This is a genomic window from Kitasatospora sp. MBT66 (genome assembly GCF_000710405.2).
Classification (GTDB): Bacteria; Actinomycetota; Actinomycetes; order Streptomycetales; family Streptomycetaceae; genus Kitasatospora; species Kitasatospora purpeofusca.
Window position 1 is genome coordinate 96,516 of sequence record NZ_JAIY01000016.1, and the last position, 19,847, is coordinate 116,362.

Here is a 19,847-nt window from a genome sequence, read left to right on the forward strand (position 1 = left end):
CGCCCCCGCCGACCCACCGCCGACAGGAGCCACGACGACCGATGCGACGCCGCCACGGCCCGCCCGCCCTGAACGCCGTCCCAGCGGTCCTCGCGGTCCCAGCGGTCCTCGCCGTGCTCGCCGTGCTCCTGTCGCTGGTGGCCGCCGCCCCGCCCGGTCACCGCCCCGCCGGCTCCCGCCCGCCCGGCGACGACCCGCGGACCCCGGCGCTCGTCACCCACACCCTGACGCTGCGCAGCGACGCGACCGGTGCCGCCTGGCGGGGGCACCAGCGGGTCGACTTCACCCAGGTCGCGCCCGAGCCGCTGTCCGCCGTGTACCTGCGGCTCTGGGGGAACGCGCGCGGCGGGTGCGCGGCGCCCGCCGTGCGGCTGACGGGCATCACCGGCACGGCCACGGCGGACTGCACCGCACTCGAGGTGCCGCTGCCCCGGCCGCTGCGTCAGGGCGAGTCCGGCAGCCTCGACTTCGAGCTCTCCGTCGACGTCCCCGAGGGCCTCGACCGCTTCGGGCGCGACGGCGCGTACAGCATCCTCGGCAACGCCCTGCCCACGCTCGCCGTCCTGGACGGCGACGGCTGGCACCTCGATCCTTACACCCGCAACGGCGAGTCCTTCTACTCCCTCGCGGCCGACTACTCCGTCACCCTGGACCACCCCTCCGGCCTGCTGGTCCCCGCCACCGGCAGCGCCGTGGACACGCCCGGCGAGCCGGGCCGGACCGTCACCGCCGTCACCGCCCGTCGGGTCCGCGACTTCGCCTGGGCCGCCGGTCCGTTCACCCGGCTCACCGGCCGGTCGGCGGACGGCGTGCGGATCGGCGTGTTCGCGACCCCCGACATCACCGCCGAGGAGGCGAGCCGGATGCTGGAGCTCGCGCGCACGGCGATCGACGCGCACTCCGCCCGCTTCGGCGCCTACCCGTACGGGGAGCTGGCCGTCGTCCTCGACAACGCCTTCTGGTTCAGCGGCATGGAGTACCCGGGCTTCGTCCTCGACCGGGTCAAACCCTCGGCGCTGGTCCACGAGTTGGCGCACCAGTGGTGGTACGGCATCGTCGGCGACGACCAGTACCGCGCGCCCTGGCTGGACGAGTCGTTCAGCGAGTACGCCACCGACCTCGTGCTCGGCGGGGCCGACAAGGACTGCGCGGCCGCACCGCGTTGGGAGTCCGAGGACGAGCGGCTGACCTCGCCCATGAGCCACTGGGACGCGCACCCCGGCCGGTACGAGGCGGTCGTCTACGACCACGGCTCCTGCGCCCTGCACGAGCTGGGCCGGCTGCTGGGCGAGGAGACGATGGCCGCCCTGCTGCGCGACTACGCCCGGGCCCACTGGTTCGGCGTCTCGACCACCGCCGCGTTCAAGGCCGCCGCCCGGGCGGTGTCCCCGGTCGACCTCGCCCCGTTCTGGCGGGAGCACCGGATCGACGGCTGAGCACCGCACCGGACGGAACCGCCCCGGCCGGGCGCGTGCGGCGCCCGGCCGGGAGGGGATCAGAACTCGCTGGTGACGCTCACCCCGCCGAAGCCCTGCTGGGCGTACAGGCTGAAGAAGACGTAACCCGCCGGGGGGTCGGTGACGGTCAGGGACTCGGAGTTGTCCGGGCCCGCGGAGCGGGTGACGTACGAGTCGGTGTACGCCCAGCCGTACGGGTTGTAGTAGAGCTCGCCGTTGCCGGTGCCGCCGCTGCTGGTGACCCGGATCTGGCGGGTGCCCGCCGGCACCCACAGGTAGAAGTGCGCGTAGTTGCCGGTGACGGCCGACAGGTTGCTCCGGCCGCAGTTGCGGTCGAGCTTGCGGAGGTCGCCGCCCGCGCACTCGGTCACCCTGGGGAAGCTCGGGGTGTTCTTGCACTCGCCGGCCGCGCAGGAGTTCAGCCAGGTGTCGAAGTCGGCGTCGTAGCGGGTGCCGACGGTCGACTTGAGGAGGGTGCGGGAGCCGGCCCAGTCGCCCTTGCGGTACAGGCCGAGCAGGGTGTCCACGTCGGGCCGGTGGCGCTCCAGCATGTAGCGGACGGCCAGGTAGCCCCAGCGGTAGGTGCGGTCCTCGTTCTGGTAGTGGCTGTCGAAGAGCTCGCTCAGCCGGTAGGTGTGCTTCGCGGCCTCCTCGACGGCCTTGGTGTTCACGACCTTGAGGTAGGAGTCGGCGACGACCTCGGCGAGGCCCTCGGTCCACCACGCGACGGGGGTGGGGTCGGCCGCCTCGAACGTGCCGTACATGTTGAAGCGGGCGTCGAGGTAGTGGGTGTACTCGTGGTTGAGGTTCCAGATCTCGAACCTGGTGACGTCCCAGGTCTTCTCGTAGGCGACGAACCGCGCCCGGTTGCCGGCCCTGGCCGGGTCGCCCTCCAGGTACATACCGCCGTTGTCGGTCGAGTTGCCGAACATGACCGTGGAGAGCGCCTTGTACTCGTCCGAGTTGTTGAAGACGACGACATCGATGGTGCTGTTGAGGTCGTCCGCGACCGGACCGTTGTCCCGCGCCACGGCGTGGAAGTAGGCGTCCTGGCCGTTGAGGCTGGTGCAGGTGTCGTCCAGCTCGGCCCGGGTCATCGCCTCGGCGAGGATGCGGATGCTCGGGCTGCACTGCTTCACGTTGGTCAGGTAGGCCCCCTGGAAGCTCTCCGCGTCCTTGCAGGTGCCGTAGGAGGCGCAGTTCGCCTGGTCGTAGACGCGCACGCCGACCGCGGCCGCCGCGCGCTGGTTCCGGGTGGGGCCGGTGACCTCGAACTTCGCGGTGAGCGCCTGCAGGTACGGCCGCGCCTTCGACCGGAGCTCGGGGTAGAACATGAACCGGCTCAACTCCTTGACGGAGTTGGTGAGCACCGGGTCGAAGGGGCCGCCGGCGTGCGCCAGGGCCCGGTCGGCGAAGGCGGCCACCGCGTCGATCAGGGCCGGGTCGGCCTGGAGCGCCTCGCGGAACTTCGGGTCCCGGCTCTCGATGCCCCGGTAGAGCACCAGGAAGGCCGGGTTGAGCGACCACAACAGGTTGTTCCGGTCCCACACGCCGTTGTTGTAGGCGGTGAGCAGGCGCTTGACGATCGGCAGGTAGGCGAGCGGCTCGCGGGGGACGTCGGCCAGCGTGGCGGCGTTCATCAGCGGGCCGGCGTTCTCGGCCGTGGCGTCCAGCGCGTGCGGGTTGGCGAAGAACGCCTGCACACCCTTGTAGATCGCGGCCGGGAGCCGGTCGTAGCTTCCGACCACGTCCTTGTTGACCCACTGCACGGCGTAGCCGGCCTGCAGGTAGTACATCAGTTGCTGGATGGAGCTGCTGTTGTTGCCCTGGTAGGCGACGGCGGCCTCGCGGACGGCGTCGGTGACGGTGAGCATCTGCGACTCGCGGAAGGCCGCGGCCGCGTAGCGGGGTTCGATCCGGAACAGGTTGTCGATGCAGCGCATGTCCACGGACTTGATGAGCCCGACGAGTTCCGCACCGGTCCGCCCGAAGTCGGTCGGGTTGCACGCCGCGGCCTCGCCCGAGTCCTCGGCGGACGCCTCACCGGCGGCCGCGCCCCGGCCGGGCGGCTTGGCCGCCGGGTGCTGGACGCGCCAGGGGGCGAAGTCGTGGCGGGGCCTGTTGTCGGCCGAGGTCGGGGTCTCGCTGTGCTCGGCGGGCACTGCGTCGGTACTGTCCGACCGCGTGACCAGCTCGACGCCGGGCGGCGGGAGCTGGTCGGCCGGAGCCGTGCGGGCCCCTGCGGCGTCCCGGCCGGCCGGCGGTACGGCGGCGGGCGACGCGGTGACGGGTGCGGCCTGCCCGAGTGGGGCGAACAGGCCGATCGTCAGGACCAGGGAGAGCGCAAGCGTTAACAGTCTTGCCAACTGCCGAAGGTGCGACAGGCGTGCGGTTCTCACGTGGGGGCCTCCGGGCCTTGGATCGGTCGCGTTGGGGACGCGACCGGTGGGGGTGAGGACCAAAGGACGACGGCGCCTTGAGGGGACTCCGTCGTGACCGGTGAGGAGCGGTGATCAGTACCATGGCACATGTCACATCTTCTTTGGAAGCCCTTTACCGCCACTCCGTTCGGCCCGGAACGTTCCGCACCAGGAGCATGACGATCCGTCATCATCGCTGCTGTACAACAGAGTTCAACAATCCAGGAATCAACATCCGACCTGGCGACGAGCTGTCACCGAAACCCGCAACCCCGACGACGAACCGTCAGACCGCGTACACAGCAGCGGCGGTGCGCACGAAGGAGCGGACCAGCGGATTCGGGTCCCCCGCGTTCCAGGCCGCCACCACCCGGCTCGGCGGGATGTCGGCCACCGGCACGACGGCGAGTCCGGCGGGCGGCTCGTGCCCGAGCGGGGCCATTCCGACCGTGCCGTTCCAGAGCACCGCGTGCCGGCATTCCTGGACGGCGCGGACGACCGGACCCAACCGGCGCTCACCGCCGTTCCAGTACGTCTGCCAGAGCGGATCGGTGCCCTCCGGGAACTGGAACCACCGCCGCTCGGCCAGGTCGGCCAGCCGCAGCCGCGCACGGCCCGCCAGCGGATCGTCGGCGCGCAGCACCGCCCCCACCGGGTCGGCCCGCAGCTCGCGCACCGCGAGGCCGGTCTCCTCGAACGGGCCTCGGGTCAGCGCGACATCGACCAGCCCGGCGCGCAGCCCGCAGGTCGGATCGGTCAGATCGGTCTCGCGGACCCGGACCTCCACCTCGGGGAAGCGCCGCCGGTAGGCGGCGGCCAACCGGTTCACCCCCAGGTCGGAGCTGTCGGCCAGGATGCCGACGGTCAGCGACGCCGGGCCGGCGGCCGCGGTGACCCGGGCCCGGGCCCGTTCGGCCCGGTCCAGCAGGTCCCGCGCTTCCGTCAGCAGGGTCTCCCCGGCCGGGGTGAGCGTGGTCCCGGTGGCCGAGCGGTTCAGCAGGACGGCTCCGAGATCGCTCTCCAACTGCCGGATCGCACGGCTCAGCGGCGGCTGGCTCATGTGCAGCCTGGCGGCGGCGCGTCCGAAGTGGAGTTCCTCGCCGACCGCGACGAAATAGCGCAGCGTCCGCAGCTCCATACCCGCAACGATACCCGCGCGGTATCGGCCGCCACAGAACGGGTCTTGGACGGACGACCCGCGCCGGCGGTGGAATCGGGGCATGACCGAAACACCGAACGCCGAATCGCCCACCATCGACCCTGCCGTCCCCGCCGCACCTGCCGCCGCCCCCGCCGCGCCCACCGTGTCCGTGGTCGGCCCGGGCGAGGGCGAGACCGTCCTGCTCGGCACCACCCGGATGCGGATCCTGGAGGACGGCGGCACCACCGGACACCGCCTGGGCATCGCCGAGTCCGTCATCGCCCCGCACACACCGGGCCCGCCGCAGCACCGCCACGCCGGGCACGACGAGGGCTTCTACATCGTCTCCGGCTCGGTGCGGTTCACCGTCGGCGACGAGCAGCACGACGCGGTCGCGGGCACCCTGGTCGTCGTCCCGCCCGGGGCTCCGCACACCTTCGCCAACGTCCGCGACGAACCGGCCGTGATGCTCAGCACCTTCACCCCGGACCCGTACATCCGGTACTTCCGGGAGTTGCGCGACCTCCACGCCGGCAGCGAGGCCGTGACGCCCGAGGCGCAGCTGCGGCTGATGCGCCGCTACGCGACCGAACCCGCCGACGCTCCCGCCCCGGGGCCGTCCTGACCGCCGCCGCCGGGTACTGCCAGGATGCGTCCCATGGAGATCCAGAACCCCGGCGGGATCCTGGTGCGCACCGCCGCGCCTTCGGACTGGACCGCGATCGCGGGCATCGACACGGTCGCGGCGGCGGGTGACCCGGACCGGCGCGCGGCCGTCCGGCGCTGGTGCGAGGAGGGGCTGGTCCTGGTGGCGGAGGACTCGTCGGGGCCGCTGGGGTACGGCGTGCTGGAGTACACCTTCTTCGAGCAGGGCTTCGTGACCATGCTGATGGTCGCGAGCGGCGCCCGTCGACGCGGTGTCGGATCGCTCCTGCTCGGAGCCGCCGGGGCGGCCTGCACCGCGCCGAAGCTGTTCACCTCGACGAACGTCTCGAACCTGCCGATGCAGCGGCTGCTCCAGCGCGAGGAGTGGCACGCGGTCGGGTTGCTGCACGGGTTGGACGAGGGTGATCCCGAGCTCTTCTTCCGTTGCCCGCCGGACCGGACCGGGAGCGGTGGCCGCTGACCGGCGGCACGCGGTCCGGCCGCCCCCGGCGCACCCACCCATCCCGCACCCACCCCGCCCGCACCCACCCTGCCCGCGCCGGCCTCAGCAACCCGCCGGGACGCAGCGGTGGTCCAGGGCCAGGGTGATCGCGCCGTGCAGGGAGGCGTCGGCGGTGAAGCGCGCCGGGAGGACGGCGGGCGGGAAGGGGACGGCGCGGTCCAGGCGCTCGGTGAGGGCGGGCAGGATCACCGCCTCGGCGGCCATCATGCCGCCGCCGACCACGATCCGCCCCGGGTCCAGCAGCACCGCGATGTTGGCGACGGCCGTCGCGAGGGTGTCGAGCGCCTCGCGGGCGATCCGACGGGCGGCCGGGTCGGGGCTGGTGAACAGGCGGTCGGCGGTGAGCTCCTGGCCCAGTTCGGCGGCACTGCGCTCGCCGAGGGCCTTGCCGCCGACCAGTTCCTCCAGCGGCGCGTGCCCGTCGGCGAAGGCGGCGGCAGGCCGGCCGGGTGCCCCGGGCGGCCCGCCGGGGTCCAGATAGCCGATCTCGCCGGCCGCCCGGTGCGCGCCGTCGAGCACCCGGCCGCCGACGGTGAGCGCGGCGGCGACGCCGGTGCCGAGGCTGAGGTAGACGCCGGGGTCGGCGCCGCGCAGGGCGCCCCGGCGGAGTTCCGCGAGGGCTCCGGCACGGACGTCGTTGGCCACCGCGACGCTGGGCACGCCGAGTTCGAGCGCCAGCCGGTCGGCGAGGGCGAGGCGCTCCCAGCCGGGCAGGTTCGGGGTGAGCAGGATCCGGTCCGGCCGGATGACGCCCGGGCTGACCGCGGCGTGCGCGACCACCGGCAGGCCGTGCACGGACCGGGCGTGCTCGGTGAGTTCGCGGGCCGCCGCACCGGCGCGGGCGAGGACCTGGTCGGGCCCCTGCTCGGGCCGGGTGGCGAAGCGGATCCGCCGCAACGGGGTACCGGCGGAGTCCGCGAGCCCGACCTCGGTCTTGGTGCCGCCGAAGTCGATAGCGATGACGGCGCCGTCGGGGCGGGAACGCCGACGCGGACGGTCGTGCGGGACGGGCTCCGGGCGGACGGCGGGATCGGTGGTCAAGAGGGCGTCCTCGGGTGGTGGCCGGGTGGTGGCCGGACGACGGGCGGGCGGCGGTGCGGCGCCTCCCGCCCGCCGCCCGGCGGTCGGGGGATGAACGGTCGGAGCGGTCGGAGCGGTCGGGGCGGGTCTCGTTCGGATCGCGCCCTAGCCGACCCGCGCGGCCTCCGCGTCGTCGACCTGCGCCGCCAGGAACTCCTCGCGGATCTCCTTGGGGCCGAACGGCCAGGCCCCCTCGGCCTTGGACCAGACCAGGAAGGCGACGCAGCCGAGGGCGACCCAGGCCAGCGACCATTCGACGGGGTGGACACCGGGGTTGGCCTTGTCCGCGTAGCCGTAGATGACCGTCCAGCCGATCGCGGCGACGACGGCCGGCAGCGGGTACAGCAGCATCCGGTACGGGCGGGCCAGGCCGGGCTGCCGTTTGCGCAGCACGATCACGGCGGCGATCTGGGCCAGCGCCTGCACGATCACCATGACGCTGGTGAGCAGCGTGATCAGGACGGTCAGCGGCGGGTGTGCGGCGACGTTGCCGATGTGCCGGGCGAACAGGAAACCGCCGGCGGTGATCGCGCCCATGGAGAGCAGTCCCACGACCGGGAACCCGTGCTCGGGGTGGAGCCGGCCGAAGGCGCGGAAGAACATCCCGTCGCGGGCCGCGTCGTAGGGGACGCGGGAGCCGCCGAGCAGTCCGGCGCAGACGGAGGCGAAGGCGGTGATCAGGATGAGCACGGTCACCGTGTCGGCGGCGCCCTTGCCCCAGGTCTGCTCCAGGACCGCGGAGGCGACCGACCTGGAGGCGACGCTGTCGGGGTCGAGCATGTCCTGCCAGTGGATCACACCGAGGACGCCGATCTGCATCAGCAGGTAGATGCCCATGATGGCGACGATCGAGAGGATGATGGCGCGCGGCATGACCCGGCCCGGGTTCTTGATCTCGGCCCCGAGGTAGGAGGCCGTGTTGTAGCCGAGGTAGTCGTAGATCCCGATGGTCAGACCGGCGGCGAAGCCGATCCAGAACTGGCCGTGGGTCAGCTCGATCGCGTGGGCGGGCCAGGTGAAGGCCATCGACGGATGGAAGTCGGTGAAGGAGGCGAGGATCACCGCGCCGACCGAGACGATCATCACGCCCCAGAGCACGACGGTGGCCCGGCCGATGTTCTCGACCTTGCGCCACAGCAGCAGCACCACCAGGGCGAGCACCGCGACGCCGACGATGTCGCCCTGCCCGGTCGTCATGCCGGGCCACAGGTAGGAGAGGTACTGCACCAGGCCCTGGACGCCGGTCGACATGATCAGTGGGATGAACAGCATCGCCGTCCACACGAACAGGAACGGCATCAGCCGCCCGCTGCGGTACTGGAAGGCCTCGCGCAGGTAGACGTAGGTGCCGCCGGCGCCCGGGAGCGAGGCGCCGAGTTCGGCCCATACCAGGCCGTCGGCGAGCGCGAGCAGTGCGCCCGCGATCCAGCCGACGACGGCCTGCGGGCCGCCGAAAGCACCGACCATCAGCGGGATGGTGACGAACGGGCCGATCCCGCACATCTGGCTCATGTTGATCGTGGTGGCCTGGAAGAGGCCGATTCTTCGGGTGAAGCCTGCGGACACTGGGGGCTCCATGAGGTGGGGGACGGAGCGGAGGGAGGAGGCGGCGCGGGCATTAAGTTAAGGAACATTACTTTCACCGTCAAGGGCGTGCGCACAACTCCTCGATCCCGCGCTCCGACGACCCGTCCGGAACAGCACGGGACCCGGCCGCCCCCGAAGGGAGGACCGGGCCCCGGACTTCACCCGTCACTCGTACACGGATTCACGGACGCACGGACGCACGGGCCCACGGACTCACGGACTCACGGACCCACAGGGCTCGGGAGGCGGCGAGCCAGCTCGCCGGACCGCCGATCTGCTCCCAGGCCCCGCCGCCCAGCGAGCGGGAGATGCGGCGGTCGCTGCTCGCGCCGAGCGAGTAGATCCGCCCGAGCCCGTCCACGACGAACTCGATCGCATAGCCGCCGAGGTAGTACCAGTCGGTGCCGGAACCGCTGTAGCGCAGGGCGCTCCCGGTGTCGGCGTTGGTGATGACCACGGTGCCCATCGCTCCGGCCGTGAGCGAGGTGGCCCGGTAGCCGACCCTGATCCAGTCGGTGCCGGCGCCGCTCCACTTGAACACGCCCCAGTCGTCGGGGCTGATCCCGTAGACCCAGCCCTCACTGTCGACGGCGAACTCCCGTCCGGGGCCACCGATCCGGTACCACCCGTTCATGCCCCGGCGGCTGACGTCGCCGGTGACGGGGTCGGTGGCGATGAGCGTACTGGCCCCGCCCGCCACGATGGTCTCGGCCGGGCCGCCGATCTTCCCCCAGCTCGTGCCGAACAGCCACTGCAGCACCGACTGGCCGTGGGCGCTGATCGCGTAGATCGTGCCGGTGTCGTCGATGGCCAACTGCCGGACCGGGCCGCCGATCCGGAGCCAGGTCGTCCCGCCGGTCCAGCGGTAGACGTCCCCGGTTTCGGGGCGCACGACGGCCACGACCCCACCACCGCTGACGACGATGCCGGCCGGGCCGCCGATCTTCGCCCAGGAGGCGCCGTCCCAGGAGAAGACGCTGTCCATCCCGCTGGAGAGCGCCACGAGCACGGGCGCGTGCGAGGTCAGGGAAGCCCTGGGCGCCACCGCCCCGGACGTGGCGGCGCCGGGAGCGACGGCGGCGGGGGCGGCGGAACCGGGGGCGGCGGCGTGGGCGGGTAGGGCGACCAGGACGCCACCGAGGGTGGCGGCGAGGCCCGCGAGCAGGAGCCTGCCGGTCAGGGCACGGGGATTCACACGGAGATTCATCGGAGTACCTGCCTGGAAAGGAGGTGCGATGCACCTACGGAGAGGACCACGGCCGGCGGAGCGACTGCCCGGCGCCGGCCGGTCGGGCGCGAACGCGCCGTACCCCATCCTCTCCGGGCGTCCCGCGACATGTCGTACGACGAAATGCGGATTCCCCCGCAGGGTGGCCGAGGTGCAAGCCGCGACCAGCCGTACTTGACGCTACATCGATTCTCTTTCAGCGACCTGCCGGAAGCCGTTCGCCGGACGGCCGGTGACCCGCAGGACGGTGTCGGTGGTGCGGTCCTCGGCACCCTCGGCGATGGCTCGGTCCAGGTCCGCCAGCAGCGCGGCGAACCGGGCGGGCATCTGCTCGGCCAGCACGGCGGCCAGCTCCTCCGGCGTCAGGCGCCGGTGCACGACGGGACGACCCAGAACCTCCCCGGCGATCCGGGCGATGTCGTCGTAGCCGAGGGCCTCCGGGCCGGTCAGCACCAGTTCGCGGTTCGGCGCCGGCTCGTCGGTGAGGGCGTGCACGGCCACGGCGGCGATGTCCTCGGCGTCCACGAAGCCGACCCGCCCGCCACCGGTCGCGGTCCTGACGACCCCCTCGCCGCGGATGCCCTCGGCGTGCGGGTGCGCGCCGGTGAAGTTCTGCATGAACCAGGACGGGCGCAGCACGGCCCACTCGGCGAAGAGGCCGGGCAGCGCCTCGTGCACCGCGCCCACCGCCGGGCCGCCGCTGGGCACGGCCGAGGAGCTCAGCAGGACGGCGCGGCGCAGGCCCGCCGCCCGGGCCAGGCGGAGGAACGGCAGCATGACCGGCGCCGGGTCCGACTCCCCCACCGGGGGCACGAGGTAGACGCGGTCGCAGCCGACCAGGGCCTCGGCGAAGGTGGCGCGGTCGTACCAGTCGAAGCGCACCGGTTCCGCGCCGGGGAGCGGGGTGGCAGCGCGGGAGGCGGCCCTGACGGGGCGACCGGCCGCGACCAGTCGGGCGACGGTCCGGCTGCCGGTGGTCCCGGTGGCGCCGACGACCAGGGTGGCGACGGTCGCGGCGGCGGTCATCGGGCGCCCCGGGCGGCGAGGCCGGCGTTTTCGGGCATGGGTGTCACAGACGTCTCCCTCCGAGATGATCCGGACCAGCGGTCCGTTTCATCCGAGGAAGATACGGACCGCCGGTCCGGATCGCAAACGTCCAGATCACAACAGCCGGAGCGCGACGCTCGGGGCACAGAGGGAGTGCCCCCGGAACGGCAGGTCAGCCCGCGCTGCGGCCGCTGACCAGAACGCGGTCGCCGAGGTGCTCACTGTGGAAGCCGACCTCGGCCAGCAGTGCGGCGACGCGGAGGGTGGCCTGGAAGTGCCGCGAGCGGACAGCGGCACCACCCTGCGGGCGGGCACCGTCGGACCCGTCCGCGCCGGACGGGTCGGACGCCGCACCCCGGGTCGCGGCCTGCCAGGAGACGATCACGCCGTGGACCCCGTCGGAGACCGTGGCACCACCGGTTCCGAGCATCGCGTCGGCCAGCGGGAGCCCCGCCGCGCGCAGCGTGGCGGTGACGGAGCCCAGGAGTGCGCGATGATCAGACAGCATGCAAATCAGTCTAATTACTAAATGACAGGTTAACTCCAGACAAACGACTGATTTAAGCCTCAAGGGTGACAGCACCCGGAAATCGGACGCCAAAAACCGACAGCATCCGGGCATCGAAAGACGCGGCGGACGGCCACCCGGCCGTCCGCCGCAGCCGCAGCCGCAGCCGCAGCCGCAGCCAACGGTCACGCACCTACCAGCGGTCGTGCACCAGCGGACGGATCCGCGCGTCGTAGAGCTCGCGGACGGCGGCCAGCGTGCTGTCCGGCAGTGGCGGGAGTCCGGCGGCGGCCGCGTTGGCGACCGCCTGCTCGGGATTGCGGGCACCGGGGATGACGGCGGTGACGCCCGGCTGCTGGACGACCCAGCGCAGCGCCGTCTGCGCCGCCGTCGCACCGGCGGGGGCGAGCCCGGCGAACGCGACCGCCGCCTCGACGCCGGTCGCGAAGTCGACGCCGGAGAAGGTCTCGCCCTGGTCGAAGGCCTCGCCGTGGCGGTTGTAGGTCCGGTGGTCGTCCGCGGCGAACCGGGTCTGCGCGGTGTACCGGCCCGACAGGAGGCCGGAGGCCAGCGGCACCCGGGCCAGGATGCCGACCCCGGCCGCGGCGGCCGCCGGCAGCACCTGCTCCAGCGGCTTCAGCCGGAACGCGTTGAGGATGATCTGCACACTGGCCACCCCCGGGCGGGCGATCGCGGTCAGCGCCTCGGCGCAGGTCTCCACACTGACCCCGTACGCGGCGATGCGCTGCTCCGCGACCAGGGTGTCGAGCGCGTCGTACACCTCGTCACTGGAGTACACGGGTGTCGGCGGGCAGTGCAGCTGCACCAGGTCGAGCCGGTCGACGCCCAGATTGCTCCGCGAACGGTCCGACCACGCACGAAAGTTGGCGAGATTGTAGTGTTCCGGCCGCTGCTCGGCCCGGCGGCCGAACTTGGTGGCGACGAACACCTCCGCGTCCGGACGGCCCTTCAGGTAGCGGCCGATCAACTGCTCGCTGCGGCCGTCGCCGTAGACGTCGGCGGTGTCGAAGAGGGTGACCCCGGCCTCGACCGAGGCGTCCAGCACCGCCAGGGCGTCCTCCTCCCGGACGTCGCCCCAGTCGGCGCCGAGCTGCCAGGTGCCGAGCCCCACGACAGAGACAGATCGGCCGGTTCGTCCCAAAACGCGCTTTTCCATGGGCCGACCCTCTCACAGAAGCCCAGGTCCGCAGGCCCGCCGCGCACCCCCGGCCGCCCCTGGAGCTACCCCCGGCGCCGCCCGCTCGCGGCGTGACGCCCGTCACAACCGACGCACGGCCCCTGCCGCACTCCCCCGAGGGCGCCACAGGATGTCCATACAAGTCGAGGCGTTCTTCTGACGTACAGCAACCGGACACCGGCGGTCGGCCCGGACGTACCCCGTACCCGCTGTCCTCTTCAGGCACCGTTCCTCCACCCCCCATGACAGGCAGAGGTCTCCCACCCATGGCTGAGCTGAACCGGCGCCGTTTCCTCCAACTGGCGGGCGCCACCGCCGCGTTCTCGGCGCTGTCGGAGAGCATCGCGCGTGCCGCCGCGATCGCCCCGGCCGGCGCCACCGGGACTCTCCAGGACGTCGAGCACATCGTCGTGCTGATGCAGGAGAACCGTTCGTTCGACCACTACTTCGGCGCGATGAAGGGCGTGCGCGGCTTCGGCGACCCGCGCCCGGTCACCCTCCCGAGCGGAAAGCCGGTCTGGTACCAGACGGACTCCGCCCGCAAGGAGATCCTCCCGTTCCGCCCGCAGGTGAACAACCTGGGCATGCAGTTCATCCAGGACCTCAACCACGATTGGGCCGGCGGCCACAAGGCGTTCAACAACGCCAAGTACGACCAGTGGGTGCCGGCCAAGACGGCCACCACGATGGCCTATCTGACCCGCCAGGACATCCCGTTCCACTACGCGCTCGCCGACGCGTTCACCCTCTGCGACGCCTACCACTGCTCGTTCATCGGCTCCACCGACCCGAACCGCTACTACATGTGGACGGGCCACACCGGCAACGACGGCACCGGCGGCGGCCCGGTGCTCGGCAACCAGGAGGCCGGGTACGGCTGGACCACCTACCCCGAGCGGCTGGAGCAGGCCGGCATCTCCTGGAAGATCTACCAGGACATCGGCGACGGCCTGGACGCGGCCGGCTCCTGGGGCTGGATCAACGACCCCTACCGCGGCAACTACGGCGACAACTCGCTGCTGTACTTCAACAACTACCGCAACGCCAAGCCGGGCAGCCCGCTGTACGACAAGGCCCGCACCGGCACCAACGCCAAGGCGGGCGACGGCCTGTTCGACCTGCTGCGGCGCGACGTGCAGGCCGGCACACTCCCGAAGATCTCCTGGATCGCCGCCCCCGAGGCCTTCACCGAGCACCCCAACTGGCCCGCCAACTACGGCGCCTGGTACATCTCGCAGGTCCTGGACGCGCTCACCTCCAACCCCGACGTGTGGGCCCGGACGGCGCTGTTCATCACCTACGACGAGAACGACGGCTTCTTCGACCACGTGGTGCCGCCGTTCCCGCCCTCCTCCGCCTCGCAGGGCCTGTCGACCGTCGCCACCGGCGCGGACTACTACGGCGGCAGCGTCGGCTACGGCGCCGGCGCCTACGGCCTGGGCCAGCGGGTGCCGATGCTGGTCGTCTCGCCCTGGAGCACCGGCGGCTACACCTGTTCGGAGACCTTCGACCACACCTCGATCATCCGCTTCATGGAGCGCCGGTTCGGCGTGCTGGAGCCCAACATCTCGCCCTGGCGGCGCGCGATCTGCGGCGACCTGACCACCGCCTTCGACTTCACCGCCGCCAACCCGGCGCCGGCGGCCCTGCCGTCCACCACCGGCTACCGCCCGCAGGACGCCAACCGGCACCCGGACTACGTGCCCGCCCCGCCCGCCGTCGGCACCATGCCGAAGCAGGAGGCCGGCACCAAGCCCACCCGTCCGCTCAAGTACGCGCCGTACGTGGACGGTTCGGCCGACATCTCGACCGGCAAGTACCGCCTGACCTTCAGCGGCGGGGCGGCGGCGGGCGCGCAGTTCCTGGTCACCTCGCCCAACCGCACCGACGGCCCGTGGACCTACACCGCCGAGGCGGGCAAGAACATCTCCGACGCCTGGAACACCAGCTACTCCAAGGGCGTCACCGACCTCACCGTGCACGGCCCCAACGGCTTCCTGCGCCGCTTCCGCAACCCCGGCAAGACCGCCGGGCCCGAGGTCGCCGCGCGCCACAACCCGACCACCGGCAACCTCGACCTCACCTTCACCAACCCCGCCGGCGCCGACGCCGTCCTCACCGTCGCCAACGCCTACGGCGGCTCCCCGCAGACCATCACCGTCCGGCGCGGCGCGACCGTCGGGTACACCGTGGACCTGCGCGGCTGCCGCAACTGGTACGACGTCACCGTCACCTCCTCCGTGACGGCCGACTTCGTCCGCCGCCTCGCCGGCCACGTCGAGACCGGCGCCCCCGGCCTCTCCGACCCGGGCCTGCTCACCTACTGAGCCCGTCCGCGCTGCCCAGGCGCCCCCGCACTCGGGGGTGCCCGGGCAGCGCGGTCCCCGAAGGCAGGGTCACCCGCGCGCCCGGCCGCGCCTGGGCGCGCACGCGCCCGCGCCGTGCGAACCTGGGCCATGCCCCTTCCCCTGTACGGCGTGGCCGTCGGCACCTTCCAGGACTTCTCCCGCGACCCCTCGCACGACTTCGGCCAGTGGTACCACGGCCATCTGACCCTGGCGACGCCCACCGGCGCCTTCGAGGCCGCCCTCGACGTCGACGCTCCCGGCAGCGTCGGCGTCTCCTACCGGCTGGTGGACGGCCTGCACCGCTCCGACCTGGGATCCCTCCAGCAGCTGCCCGGCGGCTTCCAGCGGCTCGACTCCTCGGCCGGCTCCGGCGCGCTGGACTACGCCCGCAGCCAGCTGCTCCGCGACCCCGACTGGCTGCGCACCCTCAGGGGGCTGGTGCTGCGGGTGGTCGCACTGCTGCAGAAGCAGCCCGTCGGCGCGCCGGCGTTCGGCCCGACGGTGGTCGACCGGCTGGTGGCGCTGCTCCACAAGCTCCCGAACCGCCCCGTCGCGGTGTACCCGTGGGTGGCCAGCAACGGCGACAACGCGCTCGACGTACTGGAGCCCCTGCTCCGCTCCGCCGACCGGATCTACGTCTTCGGCCAGCGCTTCACCACCGGCCTCGGCGTCCACGACGTGCACCTCAACCAGGGCGACCCGCTGGGCAGTCAGTGGTACGACACCGACGGCATCTGGCAGGACGGCGCCGTCGTCTGCGAGTTCGCGGACGGGCGGGTGGTGGTCTGGCAGATCAGGTTCAACACCCAGAGCCTGGACACCGACGGCGCCGGCCACCCGCTCTGACCGGCCGGCACCCGGCCCGGGCCGGACCCCCTGCACCACCCGAACGGGTGAGATCCCGCGCCACCGGCCCCGGCGCCGTCCGTCGGCCCGCGAGACTGGGCGCACCAGTAGGACCCAGCAAGGGATTTGTGATGGTGGAACAGCTGTACGCGACGCTGAAGACCAACCAGGGCGACATCGAGATCCGGCTGTTCCCGGACCATGCCCCCAGGACCGTCAAGAACTTCGTGGAACTCGCCACGGGCGAGCGGGAGTGGATCGACCCCGCCACCGGGCAGCCGAGCACGGCGCCGCTCTACGACGGCACGGTCTTCCACCGGGTGATCGAGGGATTCATGATCCAGGGCGGCGACCCGCTGGGCAACGGGACCGGCGGGCCCGGCTACAAGTTCGCCGACGAGTTCCACCCGGACCTCGCGTTCACCAAGCCCTACCTGCTCGCGATGGCCAACGCCGGGCCGGGCACCAACGGCTCCCAGTTCTTCGTCACCGTCGGGACGACGACCTGGCTCACCGGCAAGCACACCATCTTCGGCGAGGTCACCACCGACGCCGGCCGCAGGGTCGTCGACGCCATCGCCACCACGGAGACCAACCCCCGCAACGACCGGCCGGTGCAGGACGTCGTGATCGAGAAGGTCGTCGTCGAGACCCGCTGACCGACCGGCACCGACCGCCCCTCACCAGGGCCGGAGAGCGCTCCCGCCCGCACCGCGGGCCCGAAACCTTCGTGTGGGAGGATCCCGCCCGGATGATCGACATCGGGGGCGGTGGGGTACGTGCTGGTCTGGTTGGCGCGGGTGAGTGCGGTGGGCGCGTGGGCGGTCCTGTCCGTCGCGATCGTCTGGGCGTTCGGTCTGGGCGGCGGGACCCGCCAGCCGCTGACCACGCTCGACACCCTCGGCCGGATCGGTATCGGCCTGCTCTGGCTGCGGGTGGCGGCACTGTGGGCGGCCAAGGCCGGCCGGATGTGGGCCCGGCGCAAGCGCCGCCGGGTCTCCCTGTCCAAGGACCGCACCCCGGCGCCGTCCCGGGTGCCGCCGACCTTCGACGCGGCCCCCTGGGTCCGGGTGCGCCTGGCCGCCGTCCTCCTGCTGCTGCCGTTCGCGGCCGCGCTCCCGGCCGCCCTGCACGAGATGGACGGCGGCGAGGACGTGCGCGCGCTCAAGACCGCGGGCGCGGTGCTGTCCACCGCGACGGTGGTCGGGGTGACCAACGCCGAGGCGGTCGAGGACTCCGACGGCGTGCTGAACCACTACGACTCCGATCTGGAGCTCGTGCTCCCCGACGGCGGCCGGATCACCGCCTGGGGCGCCGACACCTACGAGGAGCCCCGCACCGACGAGCGGGTACAGGTCCTGCGGGCCCCGTCGGCGCTCCAGCTGGGGCCCCTGGTGCGAACCTCGGACCTCGCCCGGTACGTCGACACCGGCACGACGTACGGCGGCATGCGCTTGTTCCTGCTGCTGTTCTTCGGCGTGTTCTTCGTCTGCTTCGTGGTGCCGCCGTCCGTCGCGGCGGAAGCGGACCAGCTGCACGACCTGGCCTGGCGGCCCCTCGCCCAGACCGCCGTCCCCGTCCTGGCCACCTTCCTCTTTCTGTGGATCCGCCCGGCGCTCACCGGCGTCGGCCTCGGCGGAGCGGAGTCGCTCCTGCCCGCCGCCTTCGGCGGCTTCGCGATCCTGCTGATCTTCCTGTACCTCGGCCTGGCCCTCCGGGCGCTGCTCGACTGACCGCCCGGGTACCCACCACAGCGGCGTCCACCAGGGGAACAAGGGGATTCAACTGGCATCTGCTGCCCCAACCGCACGGTTGCCCGGGTAGCGGCCGTCACCCGGGACGCCGTGACCGAGCTGGGCCTGACCACCGGCTCCGCCGTGGTAGCGCTGATCAAGGCCACCGAGCTGTCCCTCGCCACCGTCTGACCCGGCCTGACCCGGCTCGCCGAACAGGACGACGACGGGGCCCCGGGAGCAGCACGTGCTCCCGGGGCCCCTTGCGTTGCCGGTGTGCCGGCGGTGTGTCAGCCGGGCATCAACGGCCCTGGAGGGACTTCGCGTTGTCGCCGAAGCTCCAGCCCTTCGAGCCGTCCCAGTTGATCGACCAGGTCATGAGACCCTTCAGCGCGCCGCCGAAGGCTCCCCACGACTGGCTGACCAGGCTCGGTGCCATGTAGCCGCCGCCCGCGCCGGGCTGGGCCGGCAGACCGGGCACCTGCTTGTCGTAGGGCACCTTGATGGTGGTGCCCTGGATGGTCAGGCCGTTGTTCAGGCACTCGGTCTGCTTGGTGAAGCCCTGGACGGTGCCGGCCTGGTAGGAGTCACCGGAGCAGCCGTACATGCTGCCGTTGTAGTACTGCATGTTCAGCCACCACAGGCGGCCGTTGTCCACGTACTTCTTGATGATCGGCAGGTAGGCGCCCCAGATCGAGCCGTAGGTGACGCTGCCGCCGGTGACGTACGCGGTCTCGGGGGCCATGGTCAGACCGAAGCCCGCGGGCATCTGGGCGAGCACGCCGTCGATGATGCGGATCAGGTTGGACTGGGAGGCGGACAGCGTGCCGATGCTGCCGCTGCCGGAGAGCCCGGTCTCGATGTCGATGTCGATGCCGTCGAAGTTGTACTTCTTCAGGATCGGGACGACGGTCGCGACGAACTTGTCCGCGACGGTGCTGGAGCCGAGGTCGATGCCCGCGGCGGCGCCGCCGATCGACATCAGCAGCGTCGCGCCGGCCGCCTTGGCCTGGCACATCTCGGCGGGGGTCGACACCTTGACGCCGGCGTCCATGCCGTCCTGCCACAGCACGGTGCCGTCGGAGAGGATCACCGGGAAGGCGGCGTTGATGACGTTGTAGCCGTGCGCGGCGATCCGGCTGTCGGTGATGGGGACCCAGCCCATGCCCGGGTGCACGCCGTTGGAGGCGCCGTCCCAGTTCTCCCAGTAGCCCTGGAGCACCTTGCCCGCGGGGCGGGGCTTGGTGGGGCAGGTGTCACCGGTCGGCGGGGTGGTCGGCGGCGTCGTGGGCGGCGTCGTCGGCGGGGTGGTCGGCGGCGTCGTGGGCGGCGTCGTCGGGGGTGTCGTGGGAGGCGTAGTGGGCGGGGTGGTCGGCGGGGTGGTGGTGCCGCCGGGGCCGCTGAGCACCACGTCGTCCGCGTAGTACGCGGGCTGTCCGTACCAGCCGTGCAGGAAGACCGTCACCGAGGTGGTGCTCGGTCCGGTGCTGAAGCCGACGCTGAGCTGGCTGTAGGTGGCGCTGCTCGGCGTCCAGGTGGACTGGGCGCCGCTCAGGCCCGTGCCGGTGGCGCCCAGGTAGATGTAGCTGCCCTGGACGTAGGCGCTCAGCGTGTACTGCGAGTTGGGCTGCACGCTGACGGTCTGGGTGCACTGGGCACTGTCCGAGCCGGCCGGCGTGGCCTTGAGCGCGGAGGAGCCGGAGTGCACCGGACTGCCGACGGCGGCGCCGGAACCGCCGGAACACGTCCAGTCGGAGAGTCCGTTCTCGAAGCCGGGGTTGGCCAGCAGATTGGGGACCGCCGCCCCCGCGGTGACGTTGCCGGCCACGACGAGGCCGGCGCCGATCACGGCGGCGGCGCTGATCAGCGCGAGGGAGCGGTTCACCGCGCCCGGTCCGGTCCGGGCGCCGCCGGTCCGGTACGTCCGGGCTGCGCGTTCCAGGGTGGCCCGGGGCTGCGGATCCGGGGTGCGCGACCTTCGACGGAACATGCTGTGCTCCCTTCCCGCCGAGCGCCAGGGACGAAACCGACGCGTGGGGGCGTGACGCCCGGCTCTGGGTGAGGTGGGGGGACATGTGGGGCTGTG

At 72.4% G+C, this 19,847-nt stretch carries 17 protein-coding genes; 8 read left to right on the forward strand and 9 right to left on the reverse strand.

All coding sequences use genetic code 11. The annotated features are described in order from the left end of the window. The first annotated feature begins 41 nt into the window (after window positions 1-41). On the forward strand, window positions 42-1,436 hold the full coding sequence (locus tag BI06_RS36395) for a M1 family metallopeptidase (RefSeq protein WP_063795098.1): 1,395 nt from the start codon (window positions 42-44) through the stop codon (window positions 1,434-1,436). A gap of 59 nt (window positions 1,437-1,495) precedes the next feature. Here BI06_RS36395 and BI06_RS36400 read toward each other — a convergent pair whose 3' ends face one another. Then, window positions 1,496-3,823 carry a M9 family metallopeptidase gene (locus tag BI06_RS36400; RefSeq protein WP_051742682.1) on the reverse strand — a complete coding sequence of 776 codons (2,328 nt, stop codon included), beginning with the start codon at window positions 3,821-3,823 and terminating at the stop codon, window positions 1,496-1,498. Window positions 3,824-4,163: 340 nt separating this feature from the next. After that, the gene (locus BI06_RS36405) at window positions 4,164-5,015 is read right to left on the reverse strand and encodes a LysR family transcriptional regulator (RefSeq protein ID WP_043475528.1); all 852 of its coding nucleotides are present in this window, start codon (window positions 5,013-5,015) and stop codon (window positions 4,164-4,166) included. Between the two features lie 82 nt (window positions 5,016-5,097). Here BI06_RS36405 and BI06_RS36410 point away from each other — a divergent pair, with 82 nt between their 5' ends. Beyond that, the gene (locus BI06_RS36410; RefSeq protein WP_082558941.1) at window positions 5,098-5,643 is read left to right on the forward strand and encodes a cupin domain-containing protein; all 546 of its coding nucleotides are present in this window, start codon (window positions 5,098-5,100) and stop codon (window positions 5,641-5,643) included. Between the two features lie 33 nt (window positions 5,644-5,676). Then, complete coding sequence (locus tag BI06_RS36415) at window positions 5,677-6,144, forward strand: GNAT family N-acetyltransferase (RefSeq protein ID WP_051742683.1); 468 nt, start codon at window positions 5,677-5,679, stop codon at window positions 6,142-6,144. Window positions 6,145-6,228: 84 nt separating this feature from the next. Here BI06_RS36415 and BI06_RS36420 read toward each other — a convergent pair whose 3' ends face one another. From BI06_RS36420 to BI06_RS36445, 6 genes are all read right to left on the reverse strand, one after another. Next, window positions 6,229-7,227 carry an ROK family protein gene (locus BI06_RS36420; RefSeq protein WP_082558942.1) on the reverse strand — a complete coding sequence of 333 codons (999 nt, stop codon included), beginning with the start codon at window positions 7,225-7,227 and terminating at the stop codon, window positions 6,229-6,231. A gap of 144 nt (window positions 7,228-7,371) precedes the next feature. Then, on the reverse strand, window positions 7,372-8,844 hold the full coding sequence (locus tag BI06_RS36425; RefSeq protein ID WP_030394621.1) for an APC family permease: 1,473 nt from the start codon (window positions 8,842-8,844) through the stop codon (window positions 7,372-7,374). Window positions 8,845-9,034: 190 nt separating this feature from the next. After that, window positions 9,035-10,060, reverse strand: coding sequence for a hypothetical protein (locus tag BI06_RS51720; RefSeq protein WP_158516504.1), 1,026 nt, complete (start codon window positions 10,058-10,060; stop codon window positions 9,035-9,037). Between the two features lie 201 nt (window positions 10,061-10,261). Continuing rightward, window positions 10,262-11,107 (reverse strand): NAD(P)H-binding protein, encoded by an 846-nt coding sequence (locus BI06_RS36435; RefSeq protein ID WP_043475531.1) that lies wholly within the window; start codon window positions 11,105-11,107, stop codon window positions 10,262-10,264. Window positions 11,108-11,300: 193 nt separating this feature from the next. Beyond that, window positions 11,301-11,636, reverse strand: a complete 336-nt coding sequence (locus BI06_RS36440; protein WP_030394624.1) for a hypothetical protein — start codon at window positions 11,634-11,636, stop codon at window positions 11,301-11,303. A gap of 193 nt (window positions 11,637-11,829) precedes the next feature. Continuing rightward, window positions 11,830-12,813 carry an aldo/keto reductase gene (locus BI06_RS36445; protein ID WP_030394625.1) on the reverse strand — a complete coding sequence of 328 codons (984 nt, stop codon included), beginning with the start codon at window positions 12,811-12,813 and terminating at the stop codon, window positions 11,830-11,832. 287 nt (window positions 12,814-13,100) lie between these two features. Here BI06_RS36445 and BI06_RS36450 point away from each other — a divergent pair, with 287 nt between their 5' ends. From BI06_RS36450 to BI06_RS47235, 5 genes are all read left to right on the forward strand, one after another. Further along, a complete protein-coding gene (locus BI06_RS36450) occupies window positions 13,101-15,161 on the forward strand; it encodes a phosphocholine-specific phospholipase C (RefSeq protein ID WP_043475533.1) in 2,061 nt (686 codons plus the stop codon). Window positions 15,162-15,290: 129 nt separating this feature from the next. Beyond that, window positions 15,291-16,028, forward strand: coding sequence for a DUF2278 family protein (locus BI06_RS36455; RefSeq protein WP_051742684.1), 738 nt, complete (start codon window positions 15,291-15,293; stop codon window positions 16,026-16,028). A gap of 131 nt (window positions 16,029-16,159) precedes the next feature. Continuing rightward, a complete protein-coding gene (locus tag BI06_RS36460; protein WP_043475535.1) occupies window positions 16,160-16,687 on the forward strand; it encodes a peptidylprolyl isomerase in 528 nt (175 codons plus the stop codon). A 120-nt stretch (window positions 16,688-16,807) separates the two neighbouring features. After that, on the forward strand, window positions 16,808-17,761 hold the full coding sequence (locus tag BI06_RS36465; RefSeq protein ID WP_149030596.1) for a hypothetical protein: 954 nt from the start codon (window positions 16,808-16,810) through the stop codon (window positions 17,759-17,761). Window positions 17,762-17,818: 57 nt separating this feature from the next. Next, window positions 17,819-17,953: a TOBE domain-containing protein gene (locus tag BI06_RS47235; RefSeq protein ID WP_078880087.1), complete on the forward strand. Its 135-nt coding sequence runs from the start codon at window positions 17,819-17,821 to the stop codon at window positions 17,951-17,953. 109 nt (window positions 17,954-18,062) lie between these two features. Here the strand turns inward: BI06_RS47235 and BI06_RS36470 are convergent, their stop codons facing one another. Further along, window positions 18,063-19,751 carry a glycosyl hydrolase family 18 protein gene (locus tag BI06_RS36470; RefSeq protein ID WP_030394630.1) on the reverse strand — a complete coding sequence of 563 codons (1,689 nt, stop codon included), beginning with the start codon at window positions 19,749-19,751 and terminating at the stop codon, window positions 18,063-18,065. Between the last annotated feature and the right edge of the window lie 96 nt (window positions 19,752-19,847).

Coding starts and splice junctions, on each gene's coding strand:
- BI06_RS36395 (WP_063795098.1), top strand. CDS start 42: ATGCGACGCCGCCACGGCCCGCCCGCCCTGAACGCCGTCCCAGCGGTC.
- BI06_RS36405 (WP_043475528.1), bottom strand. CDS start 5,015: ATGGAGCTGCGGACGCTGCGCTATTTCGTCGCGGTCGGCGAGGAACTC.
- BI06_RS36410 (WP_082558941.1), top strand. CDS start 5,098: ATGACCGAAACACCGAACGCCGAATCGCCCACCATCGACCCTGCCGTC.
- BI06_RS36415 (WP_051742683.1), top strand. CDS start 5,677: ATGGAGATCCAGAACCCCGGCGGGATCCTGGTGCGCACCGCCGCGCCT.
- BI06_RS36425 (WP_030394621.1), bottom strand. CDS start 8,844: ATGGAGCCCCCAGTGTCCGCAGGCTTCACCCGAAGAATCGGCCTCTTC.
- BI06_RS51720 (WP_158516504.1), bottom strand. CDS start 10,060: ATGAATCTCCGTGTGAATCCCCGTGCCCTGACCGGCAGGCTCCTGCTC.
- BI06_RS36435 (WP_043475531.1), bottom strand. CDS start 11,107: ATGACCGCCGCCGCGACCGTCGCCACCCTGGTCGTCGGCGCCACCGGG.
- BI06_RS36440 (WP_030394624.1), bottom strand. CDS start 11,636: ATGCTGTCTGATCATCGCGCACTCCTGGGCTCCGTCACCGCCACGCTG.
- BI06_RS36445 (WP_030394625.1), bottom strand. CDS start 12,813: ATGGAAAAGCGCGTTTTGGGACGAACCGGCCGATCTGTCTCTGTCGTG.
- BI06_RS36450 (WP_043475533.1), top strand. CDS start 13,101: ATGGCTGAGCTGAACCGGCGCCGTTTCCTCCAACTGGCGGGCGCCACC.
- BI06_RS36455 (WP_051742684.1), top strand. CDS start 15,291: ATGCCCCTTCCCCTGTACGGCGTGGCCGTCGGCACCTTCCAGGACTTC.
- BI06_RS36460 (WP_043475535.1), top strand. CDS start 16,160: ATGGTGGAACAGCTGTACGCGACGCTGAAGACCAACCAGGGCGACATC.
- BI06_RS36470 (WP_030394630.1), bottom strand. CDS start 19,751: ATGTTCCGTCGAAGGTCGCGCACCCCGGATCCGCAGCCCCGGGCCACC.